Source organism: Pantoea sp. BR_17, assembly GCF_041955125.1.
Lineage (GTDB): Bacteria > Pseudomonadota > Gammaproteobacteria > Enterobacterales > Enterobacteriaceae > Pantoea > Pantoea stewartii.
The window spans coordinates 250,978-268,786 of the sequence record NZ_JAVAXT010000002.1 but is presented as its reverse complement, the minus strand read 5'-3'; the positions used below and the strand labels follow the sequence as shown (position 1 = coordinate 268,786).

The following is a 17,809-nucleotide window of genomic DNA, read 5'->3' as shown; positions in this document are numbered from 1 at the left end:
TTTAACAACTTATGTAGAGGGAAGTGACTGAATGACGCCGATGATATACTTCCCGGACTGGACAATTTTTTGCGGGTTTTTTAGCGTGCCTGTCAATGCGCTTCCAGCAAACGCCGATGAATTCACCAGTGCAGACGTTAATTCACGCTGAAGAGATTTTTGTATAGCCTCGGCCGGATAACGTTTAGGGTACACACCTGCTTTCATGGCTGCCCTGATACCGCCATTTGAAATACCGGGGTTTTGCGCGCGGATGATTTCCTCTGTAATTTTTTTTCGCTCAGCGCGACTTAACGTTTTAAGCCAGTCGATGGCCTTTGCAGAAGAGGGCGCTTTCATTACCTTATACGTTTCGATCGCGCTTTTTAGACCGGCACCCGCTCCGGCAAGTGATATAACATCCAGCGCGGTCGTTGTTGCAACATACCATGACTGTGAATCAATCACGCGACATAGTCTTCCTGACCTTCGTAGATAGCATATAATCGCGCGCTACCGATGGCGCACTGCATACCTGTCGCTAAACCCCCTGCGATAATCATGCCTGCTACAATACCCGATGCTCCTGCTGTCAAAGGTAAGGCAACGGCAGAACCTATCGCAAGAAATCCCGTAATAATTAAGCACCACATGAAAATATCGTCGATATCATCTCGCCAGCCAGCGAAGGCTTACTAAGTGTTTCCGTCAGCGGCTTAATGGCAACCTGAGGATTTATAGCATCGACCTTCGTTATTACTACATGGCTAACACGACTTTTGCTGGCTTGAGGGTGATAACGCGAAGGCCGGACCAGCCATTGCTGTGGGCCGTCAGAATAGATGATGCCGACCTGGCTAAAGTCCCGCATGCAATCCAGACGATTCGCCAGTGCGTTAAAATCAATGTCATCAGCTGACACCAGCCCCATCCGTCGGCCCACGCCGTAATCCGGAAGAGAATTTGAATACGGTTGTGGTAAGGCCATTCGATCACTCCCTGATAATGAAAGGCAGGTTAGTGCCGTTAAAGAGTAAAGCGCAGCGAAAGGTGAGAGATTAAGAACAGTCTTAATAATCGATTCGTTAAGTAAATGGATTATCAAGACAGAGATGGCTTGCTGCCAGAACCTGTCGCATGCGCCTGTACAAAAAATATTAAAAATGTTTATATTTTAAACCCTCAGTCTCAGCAACCACTGGCATCAAAAAACAGAGCAAACTGTGATTATGTCGTGGGTTTTACGCGCCGAGGATGCCTTTGTCGCGTAAGGCATGGGCGTAAATTGTTGGGGCCTTTGCCACATCATTCAGTCTGTTTGTATTAAGAAAAGGACAGCATTGCGCGTGCCAGCAAAAACCGGGACTGGGCTTTCATAAAAAATTAATAAAAACCCCGCTATCAGGTGAGCATACGTTTAATAATCCTGACTGATAATCCCTCACCTGAAATACTTCAGTCGCTCCGTGATGAAAAGAAGAGAGGGCTCATGAACTTCCGATTCACCATGCTGGCGGCTAACAGACGGTTGCTGCCAAACGTCTGGGATGCCGTGGCATTTCCCCTGATTATTTGCCTGATTGCAATGGTGGCGGTGGGCTTTCATCAAACGCTGATGCCGATTGACAGCCTGAAAACCCAGGCCATCTCCCTTGATCCGACTAATCTGCCGGAATATGCCATGCGCACCACGCTGCGGATGTTGGTGGCGATGCTGGCTTCACTGGTGTTCAGCCTAATCTACGGCACGCTGGCGGCCAAAAGTCGCCGGGCAGAAAAGGTGTTAGTGCCCATTCTGGATATCCTGCAGTCCGTGCCGGTGCTGGGTTATATCTCTTTTACCGTGACCTTTTTTATTGCCCTGTTTCCCGGGCAGGTGCTGGGCGTAGAACTGGCGGCGATATTTGCCCTGTTTACCAGTCAGGCCTGGAACATGACCTTTAGCTTTTACCAGTCGCTACGTACCGTACCGGCCGATTTGGTGGAAGTCTCACGTGGCTTTCATCTGACCGGCTGGCAACGTTTCTGGAAGCTGGATGCGCCTTTCGCCGTGCCGGGACTGGTGTGGAATATGATGATGTCGATGTCGGGGGGCTGGTTCTTTATTGTCGCCTCAGAGGCGATCACGGTGGGTAACAACACCTTTACCTTACCCGGCGTGGGCGGCTATCTGGCACAGGCGATTCTGCATAAAGATATCCATGCGGTGGGCTGGGTGCTGCTTACCATGGTGATCGTGATTCTGGCTTATGATCAGCTGTTGTTCAGGCCGCTGGTGGCCTGGGCGGATAAGTTCCGCATGGAAAACACACGTTCGGGGAGTGCGCCGACCTCATGGGTGCGTGATCTGATGCGCCGTACGCGCCTGATTCACCAGATCTTTACGCCGCTGCGCCTGCTGCTGTCTGCGCTGGCGCGTATCTCGTGGCGCTGGCCTGCCTCCAGGTCGGTCCGGGCCGAAAGCAGCACGGAATCCCGCTCGCGTCTGGGTGACTTTATCTGGGGCGCCTTCGTCATTTTACTGACCCTGTATGTGGTCTGGCGGGTTATTACCTATGTGCAAATCGGTGTCACGCTGGCGGACGTGAAACATGTCTTCGGCCTGGGGCTGATTACGCTTCTGCGCGTCACCGTGTTGATTCTGATTTCATCGCTGATTTGGGTGCCGCTGGGCGTGATGATTGGCCTGCGTCCTGCGCTGGCCGGAAAAATTCAGCCGGTTGCCCAGTTCCTGGCGGCGTTCCCGGCCAACCTGATGTTTCCGGTGTTCGTCATTATGATTGTGCACTTCAGGCTGAATCCGGATATCTGGCTGTCTCCGCTTATTGTGCTTGGTACGCAGTGGTACATCCTGTTTAACGTCGTGGCGGGCACCACCGCCTTTCCCAATGATTACAAAGAGGCTGCCGCAAACTTTCATATTCGCGGCTGGCAGTGGTGGCGTCAGGTGATGCTGCCCGGCATTTTCCCCTACTACATTACCGGTGCCATTACCGCTTCCGGCGGAGCCTGGAACGCCAGCATCGTGTCCGAATTTGTACAATGGGGAAATACGCAGGTCACCGCCCACGGCCTGGGGGCGTATATCGCGCAAACCACGGCCGCTGGGGACTTCCCGAGGATTATTCTTGGTATCGCCGTGATGTCGTTGTTTGTCACCTTGTTCAACCGTCTGCTGTGGCGGCCGCTGTACGTCTACGCTGAATCAAAATTCCGTGCTAATTAAGGGACCCGAGATGTTAAACAATCAACCCACACACCATGCAGACGTGTCGACCAAAAAAACGGACGGTCGCCAGGCGGTCCTGACGGTAAAAGACATTAAGCACGGTTACGATAAAGCGCACGGTGAAGTGCTGATTCTGGATGACGTCAATCTGACTCTGCATGAAGGCGAGATAGTGGGGCTGCTGGGCCGCTCTGGTTCGGGAAAATCGACACTGCTGCGCATTATTTCTGGTCTGATTACGCCCGGCTCGGGTTCCGTTGACTACCTGGGCGCACCGCTGAACGGCCCCGCCAAAGGCGTGGCGATGGTGTTCCAGACCTTTGCGCTGTTTCCCTGGTTAACGGTGCTACAGAACGTAGAAGCCGGACTTGAAGCGCTGGGCGTGGAGAAAGCGGAACGCAGAAAGCGTGCGCTGGCGGCCATTGACCTCATCGGTCTGGACGGTTTCGAAAACGCCTATCCGCGTGAATTATCGGGCGGCATGCGTCAGCGTGTGGGTTTTGCACGCGCTCTGGTCGTCGATCCCACCTTATTGTTGATGGATGAGCCGTTTTCCGCCTTAGATGTATTAACCGCCGAAACGCTGCGTACCGATTTACTCGATCTGTGGAATGAGGGACAGATGCCGATGAAATCGGTGCTTATTGTCACCCACAATATCGAAGAAGCCGTCTTTATGTGTGACCGCATTCTGGTGCTGTCCTCTAACCCCGGGCGCGTAGTGGCAGAAATCAAAGTGCCCTTTGGCCATCCGCGTAACCGGTTGGATCCGGCTTTTCGTCGGCTGGTCGATGATGTTTATACCCAAATGACCGCACGGCCTACCAGCGATAATGTGAAAAAGAGCCTCAGACTGGGAACGCGGCTGCCGCATGTGTCAACCAACCTGATGGCCGGGTTGATCGAAACCCTGGCAGCAGCACCGTACCACGGCCGCGCCGACATGCCAGAGGTGGCCCGTTCGCTGCATCTGGAAGTCGATGAACTGTTCCCGATAGCCGAAGTGCTTCAGTCGCTGGGCTTTGCGGACGTGCGGGAAGGGGACATCTTCCTGACGCCGCCCGCCCGGGTGTTTGCCGAGTCAGACACGCAGCAGCGTAAGGTGATGTTTGCCGATCATCTGCTGCGTTACGTGCCGCTGGCCGCCCTGATCAAAACGGTACTGGATGAGCGTCCGGGACATCGTGCACCGCGCGTGCGTTTTGAACAGGAACTGGAAGATTCGCTTTCCGACAGTGCGGCTAAAGAGACGCTGGATAGTGTGATTAACTGGGGCCGTTATGCGGAGATCTTCTCTTATAACGACCAGACCGAGTACTTTAGCCTGGAAGACGTCGAATTCTGATTGGGGTGGATGAACCGGGAGCGACTCGGGGGCACTGACCCGGCCCTTGGTCAGAACGCGAGCTCGTTTCGTTTACAGGACCGGGAAGAATAAAGCAAAGGCACCCTGTTGCGCCTTTGCTTCCCGTTAACGGATTCAGGGACGCCAGACCGTGCCATCGGGCGTACGGGCCATCGTCCAGGTGGGGTTACCGCCTTCGCAGGGGAATTTCGCCGCCAGCGTTTCATTAATGTCGATACCCAATCCCGGCCTGTCATTAACGTACGCATAGCCTTGCTCGACGTCCGGGCAGCCGGGAAACACTTCACGCAGGGCATCGTTCATCGGCGTGTATTCCTGAACGCCAAAATTTGGTGAGCTCAGGTCCAGATGCATATTCGCACACACGCCGACCGGTGAAATATCGCCGGGGCTGTGCCAGGCCGTGCGGACACCGTTTAATTCACTGTAAACAGCAATTTTCTTCGCCGGCGTAATTCCGCCAATGGAACTGATATGGCAGCGAATATAGTCAATCAGCTTATTGTCGATCAGCGGCTTCCATTCGTTCACATTCACGAACAGCTCGCCCATTGAGATGGGCGTAGAGGACTGCTGGCGCAGCATCTTCAGCCACTCCGTGTTCTCTGGCGCAACCGGATCTTCCAGGAAAAACAGCTGGTACGGCTCCAGGGCTTTAGCCATATGAATGGCGTTAATCGGTGTAATGCGCTCATGCGCATCGTGCAGAAGCTCTACGCCAAAACCCAGCTTGTTGCGCAGATGATCAAACAGGCGTGGAATGCTTTTCGCATAGGCTTCCGGATCAAAGTACATGCCCGCTGTTTTGCTGCGCGGTGAACGCTTAGGCTGGATATTTTTCGCTTTGACCATGCGGTTCGCGATGAGCCTGAGATCGTCGGTACCGGCACCGCCATACATGCCCATCTGGCAGCGGATATACTGATAACCTTCCTCCATTTTGGCGCGGGCACTGTCTTCCACTTCGACTTCGTCTGCGCCATCGGTGTGCACATAGAGCGCAATACCATCGCGACACTTGCCGCCCAGCAGCTCATAAACCGGCAATCCGGCCAGTTTGCCTTTAATGTCCCACAGCGCCATATCGACACCGGACAGGGCGTTATTCATGACCGGACCATTGCGCCAGTAGCCACTGACGGCGGCAGACTGCCAGATATCTTCGATTCTTGCCGGATCCTTGCCCGTCAGAAAAGGCGCCAGGTAATCATCAATGGCGCTTTGTACCGCATAGATGCGTTGGGTAAAGGTGGCGCAGCCCAGGCCATACAGACCCGGCTCGTTGGTTTCGATTTTAACCACGACCAGATCGATGCCGCCGGGCGCAGTCAGAATGGTTTTAACATTCGTGATGGACAGATTACTCACAATCGCTCCTCTTTTATCAGGCCACTTACCGCCACCGTCGTGCTCGTTGCTGCTCATGGCTAAAAGGTATGTTGTCATACAACATGACTGTTTTATCACAAAGCCGGGCCGTTGCCCTTATTAGCTTTCGATTCTGTGATGGGGATCTAATGACTGAACTTTATGCACGTGGTTAAGATTTATTTTCTTAAAATACAGCATCCTAATAAATTTCAGAGTGAGGGCTTTGTGATAGACGCCTCATAACGCATCATTATGTATTGATTTAATCTGCGCGTAAATTCACCTTAATAAGATAGTTGTCATACATATTTAAGGGTGGAATATGACTGCACTGTTCGATCTGACCGGGAAAACGGCGTTAATCACCGGTTCATCTCGTGGGCTGGGTTATGCCTATGCTGAAGCCCTGGCGGCGGCCGGGGCACAGGTGATTTTGAACGGCACGCGTAAAGCGGGGCTGGATGAGGCGGTTGAACAACTCGTGGCGAAAGGTTATCACGCCACGGGGCGGGTATTCGATGTGACAGATGAAGGCGAAATTGAACAGGCATTTGCCGCGCTGGATGAGCAGGCGATTGCGGTGGATATCCTTATCAATAATGCCGGCATTCAGTACCGTAAACCGATGCTGGAACTGGCGCTTGAACAGTGGCAAAAAGTCATTGATACCAACCTGACCAGCGCCTTCCTGGTTTCACGCGCGGCGGCAAAGCGCATGATCGCCCGTCACCAGGGCGGGAAAATCATCAATGTCGGTTCGTTAACCAGTCAGGCCGCGCGCCCGACGGTTGCGCCTTATACGGCGGCCAAGGGCGGAATCAAGATGTTGACCTGCTCAATGGCGGCCGAATGGGCGCAGTTTAATATCCAGACCAACGCGATTGGGCCGGGTTATATCTTAACCGACATGAACCGTGCGCTGGTGGACGACGCCCGGTTTGATAGCTGGGTGAAAAGCAGCAATCCCTCTCAACGTTGGGGCCGGCCAGACGAAGTGGCCGGTACCGCCGTTTTCCTCGCTTCGCGCGCGTCAGATTATATCAACGGGCAGATGATTTACGTTGATGGCGGCTGGCTGGCCGTGTTGTGAGCCTTACTGACCTGCAAAGGGGAAACCATTGTGCATAGCTTAATGACCCAGGCCTGTGTGGCAAAGGGTAAAAAAGACATTGTGGTAGAAGAGCGCGAGCTGCATTACGCAGAAGATGACGTCGTGATAAAAGTGGAGTGCGGCGGCATTTGCGGATCCGATATTCATTATTATCACGAAGGGCGGGCCGGGTTATCCGTCATTCAGCATCCTTTTATTATCGGACACGAATTTGTGGGGCGGATTTATCATGCGCCGGAATCTTCTGCCCTCAAACCCGGACAGAAAGTGGCGGTTAACCCGTCGCAGCCCTGCGGGCGATGTGAATATTGTCAGGCCGGGAAACAAAATGCCTGCCCAACCATGCGCTTCATGGGCAGTGCGCAGTTCACGCCGCATGTGGAAGGCGGGTTTGCACAGTATGTCGTGGTGTCCGCGCAGCAGTGTGTGCCTTACGACGAGCAGGTTCCGGCCAGCGTGATGGCGGTTGCTGAGCCCACCGCGGTCGTCATTCATGCGCTTAATGTGTCAGGCAGTATCGTGGGCAAAAAGGTGCTGGTAATGGGCGCAGGCCCCATAGGCGCGTTAGCCATTGCCGCAGCAAAAGCATCGGGCGCAGCGGAAATTGTGGCCTGTGATCTCAGCGAGCGGTGTCGTCGTATTGCGTGTGAAATGGGGGCCGATGTCGCCGTGGACCCGGCCGATACGGCGGCCATGGCCCGCTATTGTGAACACCGGGGCTACTTTGACGTCACACTGGAGGCCAGCGGGGCAGAGGCAGCCATCAGCACCAGTATCCTGGCGACGCGGCCAGGTGGCACGGTGGTTCAAATTGGCATGGGAAAAAGCCCGCTTCATTTTCCCGTCGCGCAGATGCTGGTAAAAGAAATTAGCTGGAAAGGTTCTTTTCGTTTTATTGATGAATTTGCGGTTGCAGTGAAATGGCTGGAAAAAGGCATTATCGATCCGCGACCGATCCTGTCTGGTCAGTATGCGCATCAGGATATTGAAGTGGCTTTGCAGGCCGCCAGTGATAAAACGCAGCATTCAAAAGTGTTAGTCGTCTTTTAAGTTCATTCACAACAGCGCTGTTATTCAGCGTGCAAATAACCTTAATGATCAGGGCGAGTGAAATGCTCTCACGTCTCGCGTGGACTGCGCTCGCCTGTCTATTATTCACCTGTCAACGCCGGGTTGGCCTCGGGGTAAAACATGAGTCATTCACATACGCGTACAAAAGAACGTAATACGTCTGATCTTGTCAGGGCCTCTGTTTCAGGATGGTTGGGTACCACGCTGGAGTTTATGGATTTCCAGTTATATTCCCTCGGTGCGGCTCTGGTTTTTCATGAAGTCTTTTTTCCCGGGCAATCAGGCGCAATGGCGTTAATTCTGGCCATGGGCACCTACGGCGCAGGTTATATCGCGCGTATTGTGGGCGCCGTCTTTTTTGGCAAAATGGGCGACCGCGTGGGCCGAAAAAAAGTGCTGTTTATGACCATCGCATTAATGGGCATATGCACCACATTAATTGGTGTGTTACCGACCTATCAGCAGGTCGGTATTCTGGCGCCTTTATTGCTGGTCGCGTTGCGCGTAATACAGGGATTAGGGGCAGGGGCAGAAATCGCCGGGGCCAGTACGATGCTGGCGGAATATGCGCCCAAAGGGAAAAAAGGCCTTATCGCTTCCCTGGTTGCCATGGGCACTAACTGCGGCACCTTGAGTGCCACCGCTATCTGGGCCGTCATGTTCTTGTTTTTCACTAACGAAGAGGTCGTCGCCTGGGCATGGCGTATTCCTTTTCTGGCCAGTTTTGTTGTGATGGGGTTTGCGCTCTGGCTGCGCTTTAATTTGAAAGAAAGCCCGGTGTTTGAAAATGTGGCAGCATCCGCAACCGTTACGCTCCGGTCGAAGGAAAGTCAGTCCATTTTTCAGTTAATTCAGGGGAAAGCGTTCTGGATAGCAACCGGCCTGCGGTTTGGCCAGGCCGGAAATTCGGGGATTATTCAGACCTTCCTGGCAGGCTATATGGTGCAAACGCTGTTATTTAATAAAGCGATTCCCACCGATGCCATCATGGTCAGTTCCGTGATTGGTTTTCTGACGATTCCCCTGCTCGGCTGGCTCTCAGACAGGGTCGGGCGGCGCATTCCTTATCGCATACTGACCGTCGGCTCGATCCTCCTGGCCTACCCGATGATTTCACTGATCGTCGACAAGTCCCAGGCTGTCAGCACCATTATGGTGTGCCTGATCGTGATTCATAACATCGCGGTGCTGGGCCAGGCCGCTATTGAAGGGATCACCATGGCAGAGATGTTTGGTTCGCAAAACCGCTTCGCACAAATGGCGATTTCAAAAGAAATTGGCGGGTTGTTTGCCACCGGATTAGGTCCTCTGCTGGCGGGGATATTTTGTCAACTTACCGGCTCCTGGCACCCGATTGCGGTGATGTTAATCTGTTATTCCTGCATCGGTCTGCTGGCGTCACTGATCATGCCTGAGGTGGCCGATCGCGATCTGACCGCAGAAGCCGATGCGGTGGAGGCACAGTCTGCCATCAGTCAGCACAGGGTGTCCGCGCTCAGCCCGCGTCGCGGCGAATAATGACCTGTTTTCGAACGGCGTGCTTTACAGTGTCAACACAGGACTTTGTCTGAAAGGATGAGATAGAATGGCATCATGTAGGACATCATATGAGAAGGTGTTGTGAGCATAAAATCCATTCAGAAACAGAACGTTGTTAACGAAGTGTTCGAGCAAATCAAGGCCCGGCTACTGGACGGTAGCTGGCCCGCGGGCGCTCGCTTGCCTTCTGAAGCGGAGCTGACACACTCTTTCAATGTCAGCCGGGTGAGTGTGCGCAGTGCGGTGCAGCGGTTGCGTGATCTTGGCATTATCATCACCCGTCAGGGCAGCGGCAGCTATGTGTGCGAAGATTTCACGCCGCAGATGCTGAACAGCAGTGCCAGACCGCTGATGCACCTGAGTCGGGAAGCGTTTAATGACATGATGGTGTTTCGTCAGACCGTCGAGTTTAAATGTGTCGAGCTGGCAGTTGAACACGCGACGGAAGACGACATTACCCTGCTTGAGCAGGCCCTGAATAACATGCTCATCAACAAAGGGGATTACAAGAAATACTCGGAGGCCGATTATGAATTTCATCTGGCGATTATCCGGGCTTCCCATAACAGCGTGTTTTACAACGTGATGAAGTCAATTAAGGACATTTACTACTATTACCTGGAAGAGCTGAATCGCTCGCTGGGTATCACCCTTGAGAGCGTGGAAGCGCATATTAAGGTGTTTATGGCGATTAAAAACCGCGATGCGTCTTCGGCAGTGCAGGTGCTGAATGACGCGATGAAGCACAACGTGGTGGCTATCGACAGGATTAAGAACGGCGAAGGTCTGTCACCTGCGCAGCCCGTTCCCGCGCCGCGTTAATGTCATGTACCTGTAACAGTGAATGGGGCCGGTTACCGGCCCCGAGTGGCTTAGTGCAGACAGCACTGCTTGTATTTTTTACCGCTGCCACACGGGCAGGGATCGTTGCGACCGGGCTGCTTTGCTGCCGTGACAGGCTGTTGAACCTGAGGAATCGCCTCAGGCTGCGCAATCCAGTAATCGTGCAGCGCAAGAGCGGCAGGACGTATGGCATCCATGCTGCTTTCCATCTCTTCCGGCGTTAACGCATCGACTTTTTCGAGGTTTTCTTCCTTGCCATGCAGCGCGATGACGTCCAGTGATTCATGCAGTTCGGCAGGCAGCGCAGACCAGTCCGTCAGCGCTACGCCGCGCATATAGCCATAGCACCACTCTTCCACCACGGTGAATTCCAGACCTTCCATTTCACGCACGCCAAACAGCGGCTCAAATTGCTCCGGAAACTCGGACAGGCGGTCAGCGATATCATTCATATGCTGAAAGCAGAGCTCCATAAAGCGCGTCATTTCGCGCTCATTGCTCCATTTAGGGATATGCTTTTCGCCGCCCCAGAGCGCAACCAGCCAGCGGTTGGGTTCAACCGTTGTCGGGCCTGACAGTACGGCGGTGAGCAGGCCATCCAGTTCGGACACATCAAGAATAGATGCTTCGCTACCGTATTTTTCCAGCATATCATCAAGCCACTGCAGCTCTTTCTCGCTTAATGGACCTTCTTTCATGGTTCTCTCCGGGCGTTTCTGGTTCAGCAGAAAATTGACTGCGTGTAAAAGCGCGCAGTGTACACGCTTATGCATCTGATGGCAGCGCCATCAGATGCACAACGCAATAAGGAACACGACAGAGGCATTCTCTCAGTCGCTATGTTACTCTCCCGGCTCCGCAAGGCCTGATGCCAGAGGGAACGACAGGCGGAACGCCGCCTGGCAACCGGATAAAGATTTAGCTGACTGTGCCGATATAAGCACAGCGGTATCATCTTGCAGGATCGCGATGAAGCTTTTCGTCAGCGCCCTGATACGACAATAAGACGGGCGCGAGGACGTGACCAGAAAAAAGACGCTCATCCGGACGTTATCCGGCCTGCTGACCGGATGCTGCGGTATGTTGACACGGTTCGGCATAGTGACGATCGGTGCGGTAGGGTTAACCGCCTGCGGCACACTGTCGCAAACGTCCGCCCCCACGGGCGACAGGCTTTATCTGACTCACAGCGCCTTCCACGATAATCTGGATGACCTGGTGCGCCATTACATGCAGCGCAAACAGGTCTCCGGCATCAGCATTGCCATTATCCACAAAAACGCGCCCACGTTGTTCTACAGCGCCGGCGTGACGGACGATGTCCATCGTTATCCAATTACGCCTGATACCTTGTTTGCGCTGGGCTCCTTGAGTAAAGGCGTAACCGCAGAGGTGATCACGCAACAAGTCGATGAGGGGCAACTGCGCTGGGAAGATACGCTGGCAACCCTGCTACCCGCAACGGTGGCATTGAGCCCGGATGCCCGTCGTATCACGCTGTTACAACTGGTGACGCACACGTCAGGATTGCCGCGCCAGGACATGGACCTGGCGATGTTTATACAGTTCATGACTTATCTTCGCACGGGGCAGAATTTTTACGGCAATCTCGACGATGACCGGGTGCTCAGCTATCTGGCTGACTTTAGGGCACCCCGTCACCGCGTTCCTCAGTATTCAAATCTGGGTTATGCGCTGTTGGGCTATATCTTACGCACCCGATGCCACAGTGATATTGACAGGCTGGCCCGTCAGCGAATCTTTCGTCCACTGGGAATGACGCAAACGAGTTTTGTGCCTGAGCGCCTCAGCGGTTTCCCCACGCGGGCGCTGGGCCATGCTGGCGATCAGCCAAAGTTTATTCCGCGCGGCGATATTACGCCGGACTGGCGCTTCAGACGTAATATGATGGCTGCAGGCAGTCTGTACAGCAATGCCCGCGATCTCAGCGTCTATCTGCGGGCACATTTGACGCCCGGTCCGTATCCTGAAATCAACCGCGCGTTCGCCGGGGTGAATAAACGCGTATACCAACAGGGCAACCAGACGCAGAACATCGCCTGGGTAACGGACCGGCTGGAAGGGCGAAACATCACTTATCAGGTAGGCTATATTGGTGGTTATTCGGCATTTATCGGTTTTGACAGAGAGGCTGGCAATGCGATTGTGGTGCTGCAAAACGCGTTTAACTGGAGTAACTACCTGGGTATCACATTGCTGCTTAACCTGGCAGAAAAAGACAGGTAAGGTGTAAGCAGGAGCCGGAATACGTTGCGATTCCTTACACTTACCTTTATGAGTGATGGAACGGTAATCCTGTTCAGATTGTCTTCAGAGTGGTCTACTGTTATTAAAATCAATTCAATGTGGAAATTATTATGCGCAGGACTCAAATTGCTTTAATTTCAGCGGGTTTACTGTTCGGCTCGCTGAGCCTTATCCCTGCTGTTCAGGCCGCAGGCGAAACCACCGACAATGTGCCGCCGCCGCAGCAGGTTCAACCTGCTGCGCCTGCCAGCCCGTCTGGCGAGTCGAACGTACAGCCAGGCAGTAATGCGGCTCAACCCGAAACGGCACCCGTTCAGTCCCAGGCACCTGCGAGTTCTGACTCTAACGACGGTATTACGCCAACCACGCCATCGCATGCGGAGGGTAATCCCGGTAAGCCGAACTACGATCTCAGCACCATCATCATCGATTACAAAGAGCATAAAATCGGTGATACCGTGCCAGATAAATACCGCAGCAAGACCTATACCATCACGGAGTGGCAGAAACGTAACCTGCCTGCGCCTCAGCCCGGTACGCATTGGGCTTATATCAATGCCAATTACATCCTGATTACCGATGACACCGGTAAGATCGTCATGGGTAAATCAGGCGATATCTTCTTCCGCGGATAACCCCGTCGCCGGACGTCGGCACGACGCAACCGGAGAATGTGAAATAACGGCCTCGTCACGGGGCCGTTTTTTTTCGTTTTATCAGAGTAAGACTTCTCAACCTCTGCGTAACGTGGCAACGTGTTTTGATTAACCGAAACGCAGGAGGCACGATGGCACAGCACCTCAATCAGTATGGTCAACCGGTAGGGCAATCAATGCCCGACTGGCAGTCACGCCCTTTACCACAACGCGAGATTTTTCAGGGACAGGTCTGTCGGCTTGAACCCTTTAGCGTCGCTGCGCATGGGGCGGCACTCTGGCAGGCCTGGTCACTGGCGGAAGATGGTCGTGACTGGACTTACCTTTCAGATGGTCCTTTTGATGATGAGGCCGCATGGTTAGCTCATGCCAGAACCATGGAGGCGAGTCGGGATCCGCTGCATTTCAGTGTGGTTGATCGAAAAACCGACAGGGCTGTGGGGACGCTATCGCTGATGCGTATTGACGCGGCGAATGGTGTGATGGAGGTGGGATTCGTCACCTTCTCCCGCTTACTTCGGCAGACAAGAATGGCGACAGAGGCACATTTTCTGCTAATGCGTTACGCCTTTGAACAGCTTGGCTACCGACGTTATGAATGGAAATGCGACAGCTGCAATCTGCCTTCTCGCCGGGCCGCGTTACGTCTGGGGTTCCAGTTTGAAGGGGATTTTCGCCAGGCCCGCATCTATAAAGGTCGCACGCGCGATACCAGTTGGTTTTCGATCATTGACAGCGAATGGCCGCAGGTGAAAGCGGGTTTTGAACGCTGGCTGGCAGAGACCAACTTCACCCGTGAAGGCCAGCAACGAGAAAAGCTGGAAACGCTTCGGGGCTGAGATCTGCCCCTGCCTGGTCGTTCAGACAAGCATGTATTTCATGGCCGCCATAAGCAGAGTGGTGGTCATGACCATAAGCAGACGTTTAACCCAGCACATATCGTTTTTTAACCCGCCGACATCCGTCCTGATTTCATCCACATCGGTTCTCAGCGTACTGACATCCATAGTCAGCCTGTTCACATCGGTTTTCAGGCTATTAACGTCTGTTCTCAGCACGCTGACATCACTCTTCAGGCTGTCAACGTCCGTTCTCAGTACGCTGACATCACTTCAGGCTGTCGACGTCCGTTCTCAGTACGCTGACATCACTCTTCAGGGTGTCGACGTCCGTTCTCAGTACGCTGACATCACTCTTCAGGCTGTCAACGTCTGTTCTCAGCACGCTGACATCACTCTTCAGGCTGTCAACGTCTGTTCTCAGCACGCTGACATCACTCTTCAGGGTGTCGACGTCCGTTCTCAGTATGCTGACATCACTCTTCAGGGTGTCGACGTCCGTTCTCAGTACGCTGACATCACTCTTCAGGCTATCGAAGTCCGTTCTCAGTATGCTGACATCACTCTTCAGGCTATCGAAGTCCGTTCTCAGTATGCTGACATCACTCTTCAGGCTATCGAAGTCCGTTCTCAGTATGCTGACATCACTCTTCAGGCTACCGAAGTCGGTTCTTAACACGCTGAGATCGGTCTCCATATTCTCAGACTGCTTACTCAGCCTGAGAATATGCTGGTTATGACGCGTAAAAGCCTGCATGACATCAGCGCGCGAGAGTGCGTTGTCCTGCTGTATCTGCGCAAAAATATCGACCATCACTTCTGCCTGACGGTCATTGATGCCTGCCCGTTGCAGACGTTTAAACGCTTTATGTGTATTCATCATTGCGGTCGCCATTCATGCCTCTTCCCGTTTCATCACACCGTGATGGCATCATGACAGGCAAGCCGAAACAGTCACAGTACAGAGGCAATATCTTGCGGATTAAATCCAAAAATATCAATTAGTTAAACAGGTAATAATCATTTTTTTGCGTGGCGCTTCGCAAAAAGATGAGCGCTTTGCTGCTGCCGACATCGCCATTTCAATGCCGGCAGCCAACGTCAGTGGCATGACCACTCAGGGAAGGGGAACGACCTTGAGCTCGACCAGACCAATACCGAGTTTGCGCGGATCTTGTCCGGCGATATTGTTGAGGTTACTGAGTTGCGGCTCGGGCGGCGAGAGCGTTAACCGGTGGCTTCCTTCAGGATTGTCAAAACGTAGCGTATGGGTAGAGGGAATCTCCCCCAGCGTCAGCAACTGCTCAGTATCGCCCACCCTGACCGGTATTGGCCGGTGGATGTTCGGACCGTAGGCACGAGCGGTGATCACCAGATCAAAGTGCGCGGGCAACGGATCGACAAACTCAATCGTCACGTCGGGGGCAAGACGGGCATTCGACCAGCGTCCCCAGCTTTCCTGGCGCGAAATGCCGCTAAACTGCTTCACACTGGCTGGCGCGCCGGGGATCGCAAACAGAAAGCTTTCAGCGTCATAACGAATCGCATTATCTTCGATGCGCAGCTGTGCCACAGCAAGTTGGTAGCGGGCATTGCTGAGAGTGTCTGCCGGGAACCGGGCTTGACCTTCCCACTGAGGCGTATCAACGCGTGTGACGGTGGGCTGACCCGCAGGTTGCCCCATCGCAACGCACCAGTCACCGGACAGTGCCAGAGAAGGTTGCCAGATGCGGCCCATTTTGAAACAGCGATCGACCCAGATAAACTTCTCATCTGCTTTGAAATCGGCCAGCTGGAAACGCAACGGCGCGGAGTATTCCCCTTCCGGCAGCGGCTCTATATGTTTATCTGTTACGCGCAACAGAATCGGCAATTTAAAGCTGGTTCCGGAAAAGCTGAAAGTATTTTTGGCCTGATTGATAATAAAACTGTCGATTTTGCTGGGAAAATTCCAGAGCTGAATAATATCGGGCTTCCAGCTTAAAACTTTGGTTTTCATGTCCTCAAACTGACTGGATAACGACACCGCTGACAGACTGCTGCGGCCCAGGCCAATCGCATTATCCCCGCCCAGGATATCCAGCAACGTGGCGCCGTTATCCAGCGTACTGCGTTTCATATCAATCACGTCGGTCTCAGGCCGATCGCCGCGAATCACCATAAACAAATCGTGGCGGGGATGCGTTATCAGAAAAGGGTGCGCGGTATTGTTCATCGCCAGATGATCGGAGGCAACCACAATCACCGTGTCAGCGAACCACGGGGACGCTTTGATACGGGCGATCAGTCGGGCGATATGTTCCTGTGAGCAGGATACCGCGCTGAACGACTGGTTGGATTTGCCCGCATAGCTGTAGCTTTTGCGCTGGCAACCGCGAGAAATAAAACCGTCGGGATGGTGCGTGTCGACGGTGAGCGCAAACAGCGCAAACCGTTTTTGCTGGCGTGACAGCGAGGCATAAGTGTCGTAAACCTTATCCAGCACCGTGTCGTCATAATATCCCCAGTTATTGCGGTACGTGGGATCGCGCACCTGATCTTTTAGCTCCTGTGCACCGTACATATGTGCGGCATCGAAACCGTGGGAATGCAAAAAGACATCTTTGCCTGCAAAGCGTAAATCGGCCCCCTGAATAAACCAGTTCTCATAGCCCGAGTTCTTCAGGATATCGCCCAGGCAGATATTTTGTGGATAAAAGCTGGAAAGAGAAGCGGAGGCATTGCCGTCGAAAGGGGCAAAAAGGGGAATGCCGCATTGCGATGCGACCATACCGGCAATGGTGTAATCCGTGCCGGGCAGTTGTTCGGTCTGACTGAAGTCCAGGCTTTGCTCTTTCTCGCGATTCAATTCGGGGGCCAGACCCGGAAAGGCCATCTGGTCGAAATAGGTGCGCTCCAGGCTTTCAGCGTAGATATACACGACATTAAGCGCAGGCCGCTCAATGCGGTTCTTCGGCACCTTATAAACGGTGTCGAAGTCAGAGTCGTCCCGCAGTGAGTAAGAGGTGATCAGTGTGCTGACCTGATGAAAAGCCGGCGTGGTCTGCACCGCACCGGCGGCGCAGATAAATGCGACCAGGCTCCAGCCAGGGTGAAAAGGGCGCTTACGGCGTCGGAGCAGCCATGATAAGGCGCAAAAGAGTAAAAACAGCACGATGAGCAGGCCAAGACCGGGCACAACATATTTGCTCAGGCCCGCACCGGTCAGGCTGTTTGTCAGTGTATACACCACGGCATCGGTAATGCCCTCGCCCGTAAAATAATTGCTGGCAAACAGCGTGGCATTCAGCACGACAAACAGCATGAGCAACACCAGGACGAGGCAAAACCAGATTCTGTTTCGGCCTGCTTTACAGGAATAAACAGCAATCGCGGTCAGAAAAAGGAGCACTGACACGAATTCGGGCAACGTCACATCCTCTTATTATGTGAACCTGTCTCTTCTGAGGGGGACATTTTCATTAAATTGCGGCTCAATCTAGCTTGGCTGTCATCGGGCTGCAACCTGTCTGCCGCCATTTTGGCGGCAGATTCACA

General features: G+C 53.5%; 14 protein-coding genes and 1 pseudogene. 9 read left to right on the top strand and 6 right to left on the bottom strand.

The window, feature by feature from the left end:
• Positions 1-9: 9 nt before the first annotated feature.
• Positions 10-967, bottom strand: a pseudogene (locus RAC60_RS04810) (hypothetical protein).
• Between the two features lie 501 nt (positions 968-1,468).
• Here RAC60_RS04810 and RAC60_RS04805 point away from each other — a divergent pair.
• Entirely contained in the window at positions 1,469-3,205 is a 1,737-nt protein-coding gene (locus RAC60_RS04805; RefSeq protein WP_054688189.1) for an ABC transporter permease subunit, read from the top strand.
• A 10-nt stretch (positions 3,206-3,215) separates the two neighbouring features.
• A complete protein-coding gene (locus RAC60_RS04800) occupies positions 3,216-4,553 on the top strand; it encodes an AAA-associated domain-containing protein (RefSeq protein ID WP_164482913.1) in 1,338 nt (445 codons plus the stop codon).
• A 135-nt stretch (positions 4,554-4,688) separates the two neighbouring features.
• Here RAC60_RS04800 and RAC60_RS04795 read toward each other — a convergent pair whose 3' ends face one another.
• Complete coding sequence (locus RAC60_RS04795; RefSeq protein WP_033740161.1) at positions 4,689-5,942, bottom strand: enolase C-terminal domain-like protein; 1,254 nt, start codon at positions 5,940-5,942, stop codon at positions 4,689-4,691.
• Between the two features lie 325 nt (positions 5,943-6,267).
• Here RAC60_RS04795 and RAC60_RS04790 point away from each other — a divergent pair, with 325 nt between their 5' ends.
• The 4 genes from RAC60_RS04790 (at position 6,268) to RAC60_RS04775 (ending at position 10,488) form a co-directional block, all read left to right on the top strand.
• Positions 6,268-7,035 (top strand): SDR family oxidoreductase, encoded by a 768-nt coding sequence (locus RAC60_RS04790; protein WP_039338810.1) that lies wholly within the window; start codon positions 6,268-6,270, stop codon positions 7,033-7,035.
• 42 nt (positions 7,036-7,077) lie between these two features.
• Positions 7,078-8,106, top strand: coding sequence for an L-idonate 5-dehydrogenase (gene idnD, locus RAC60_RS04785; RefSeq protein ID WP_375092986.1), 1,029 nt, complete (start codon positions 7,078-7,080; stop codon positions 8,104-8,106).
• Positions 8,107-8,247: 141 nt separating this feature from the next.
• A complete protein-coding gene (locus RAC60_RS04780; RefSeq protein ID WP_033740166.1) occupies positions 8,248-9,645 on the top strand; it encodes an MFS transporter in 1,398 nt (465 codons plus the stop codon).
• A gap of 102 nt (positions 9,646-9,747) precedes the next feature.
• The gene (locus tag RAC60_RS04775; protein WP_033740167.1) at positions 9,748-10,488 is read left to right on the top strand and encodes a FadR/GntR family transcriptional regulator; all 741 of its coding nucleotides are present in this window, start codon (positions 9,748-9,750) and stop codon (positions 10,486-10,488) included.
• A gap of 50 nt (positions 10,489-10,538) precedes the next feature.
• On the opposite strand, the gene RAC60_RS04770 is transcribed toward RAC60_RS04775, so the two are convergent.
• Positions 10,539-11,207: a YecA family protein gene (locus RAC60_RS04770; protein ID WP_033740168.1), complete on the bottom strand. Its 669-nt coding sequence runs from the start codon at positions 11,205-11,207 to the stop codon at positions 10,539-10,541.
• Between the two features lie 382 nt (positions 11,208-11,589).
• Between RAC60_RS04770 and RAC60_RS04765 the strand changes: the two genes are divergently transcribed.
• The 3 genes from RAC60_RS04765 (at position 11,590) to RAC60_RS04755 (ending at position 14,272) form a co-directional block, all read left to right on the top strand.
• Positions 11,590-12,756, top strand: coding sequence for a serine hydrolase (locus RAC60_RS04765; RefSeq protein ID WP_033740171.1), 1,167 nt, complete (start codon positions 11,590-11,592; stop codon positions 12,754-12,756).
• A gap of 131 nt (positions 12,757-12,887) precedes the next feature.
• On the top strand, positions 12,888-13,412 hold the full coding sequence (locus RAC60_RS04760) for an RcnB family protein (protein WP_375092775.1): 525 nt from the start codon (positions 12,888-12,890) through the stop codon (positions 13,410-13,412).
• A gap of 152 nt (positions 13,413-13,564) precedes the next feature.
• The gene (locus RAC60_RS04755) at positions 13,565-14,272 is read left to right on the top strand and encodes a GNAT family N-acetyltransferase (RefSeq protein WP_039338805.1); all 708 of its coding nucleotides are present in this window, start codon (positions 13,565-13,567) and stop codon (positions 14,270-14,272) included.
• 21 nt (positions 14,273-14,293) lie between these two features.
• On the opposite strand, the gene RAC60_RS04750 is transcribed toward RAC60_RS04755, so the two are convergent.
• The 3 genes from RAC60_RS04750 to opgB all read right to left on the bottom strand — a co-directional run bounded on the left by RAC60_RS04750 (position 14,294) and on the right by opgB (position 17,681).
• The gene (locus tag RAC60_RS04750; protein WP_375092773.1) at positions 14,294-14,455 is read right to left on the bottom strand and encodes a hypothetical protein; all 162 of its coding nucleotides are present in this window, start codon (positions 14,453-14,455) and stop codon (positions 14,294-14,296) included.
• Positions 14,456-14,540: 85 nt separating this feature from the next.
• Entirely contained in the window at positions 14,541-15,155 is a 615-nt protein-coding gene (locus RAC60_RS04745; RefSeq protein ID WP_375092771.1) for a coiled-coil domain-containing protein, read from the bottom strand.
• 234 nt (positions 15,156-15,389) lie between these two features.
• Positions 15,390-17,681, bottom strand: coding sequence for a phosphatidylglycerol--membrane-oligosaccharide glycerophosphotransferase (opgB, locus tag RAC60_RS04740; protein ID WP_324029115.1), 2,292 nt, complete (start codon positions 17,679-17,681; stop codon positions 15,390-15,392).
• Positions 17,682-17,809 lie beyond the last annotated feature (128 nt).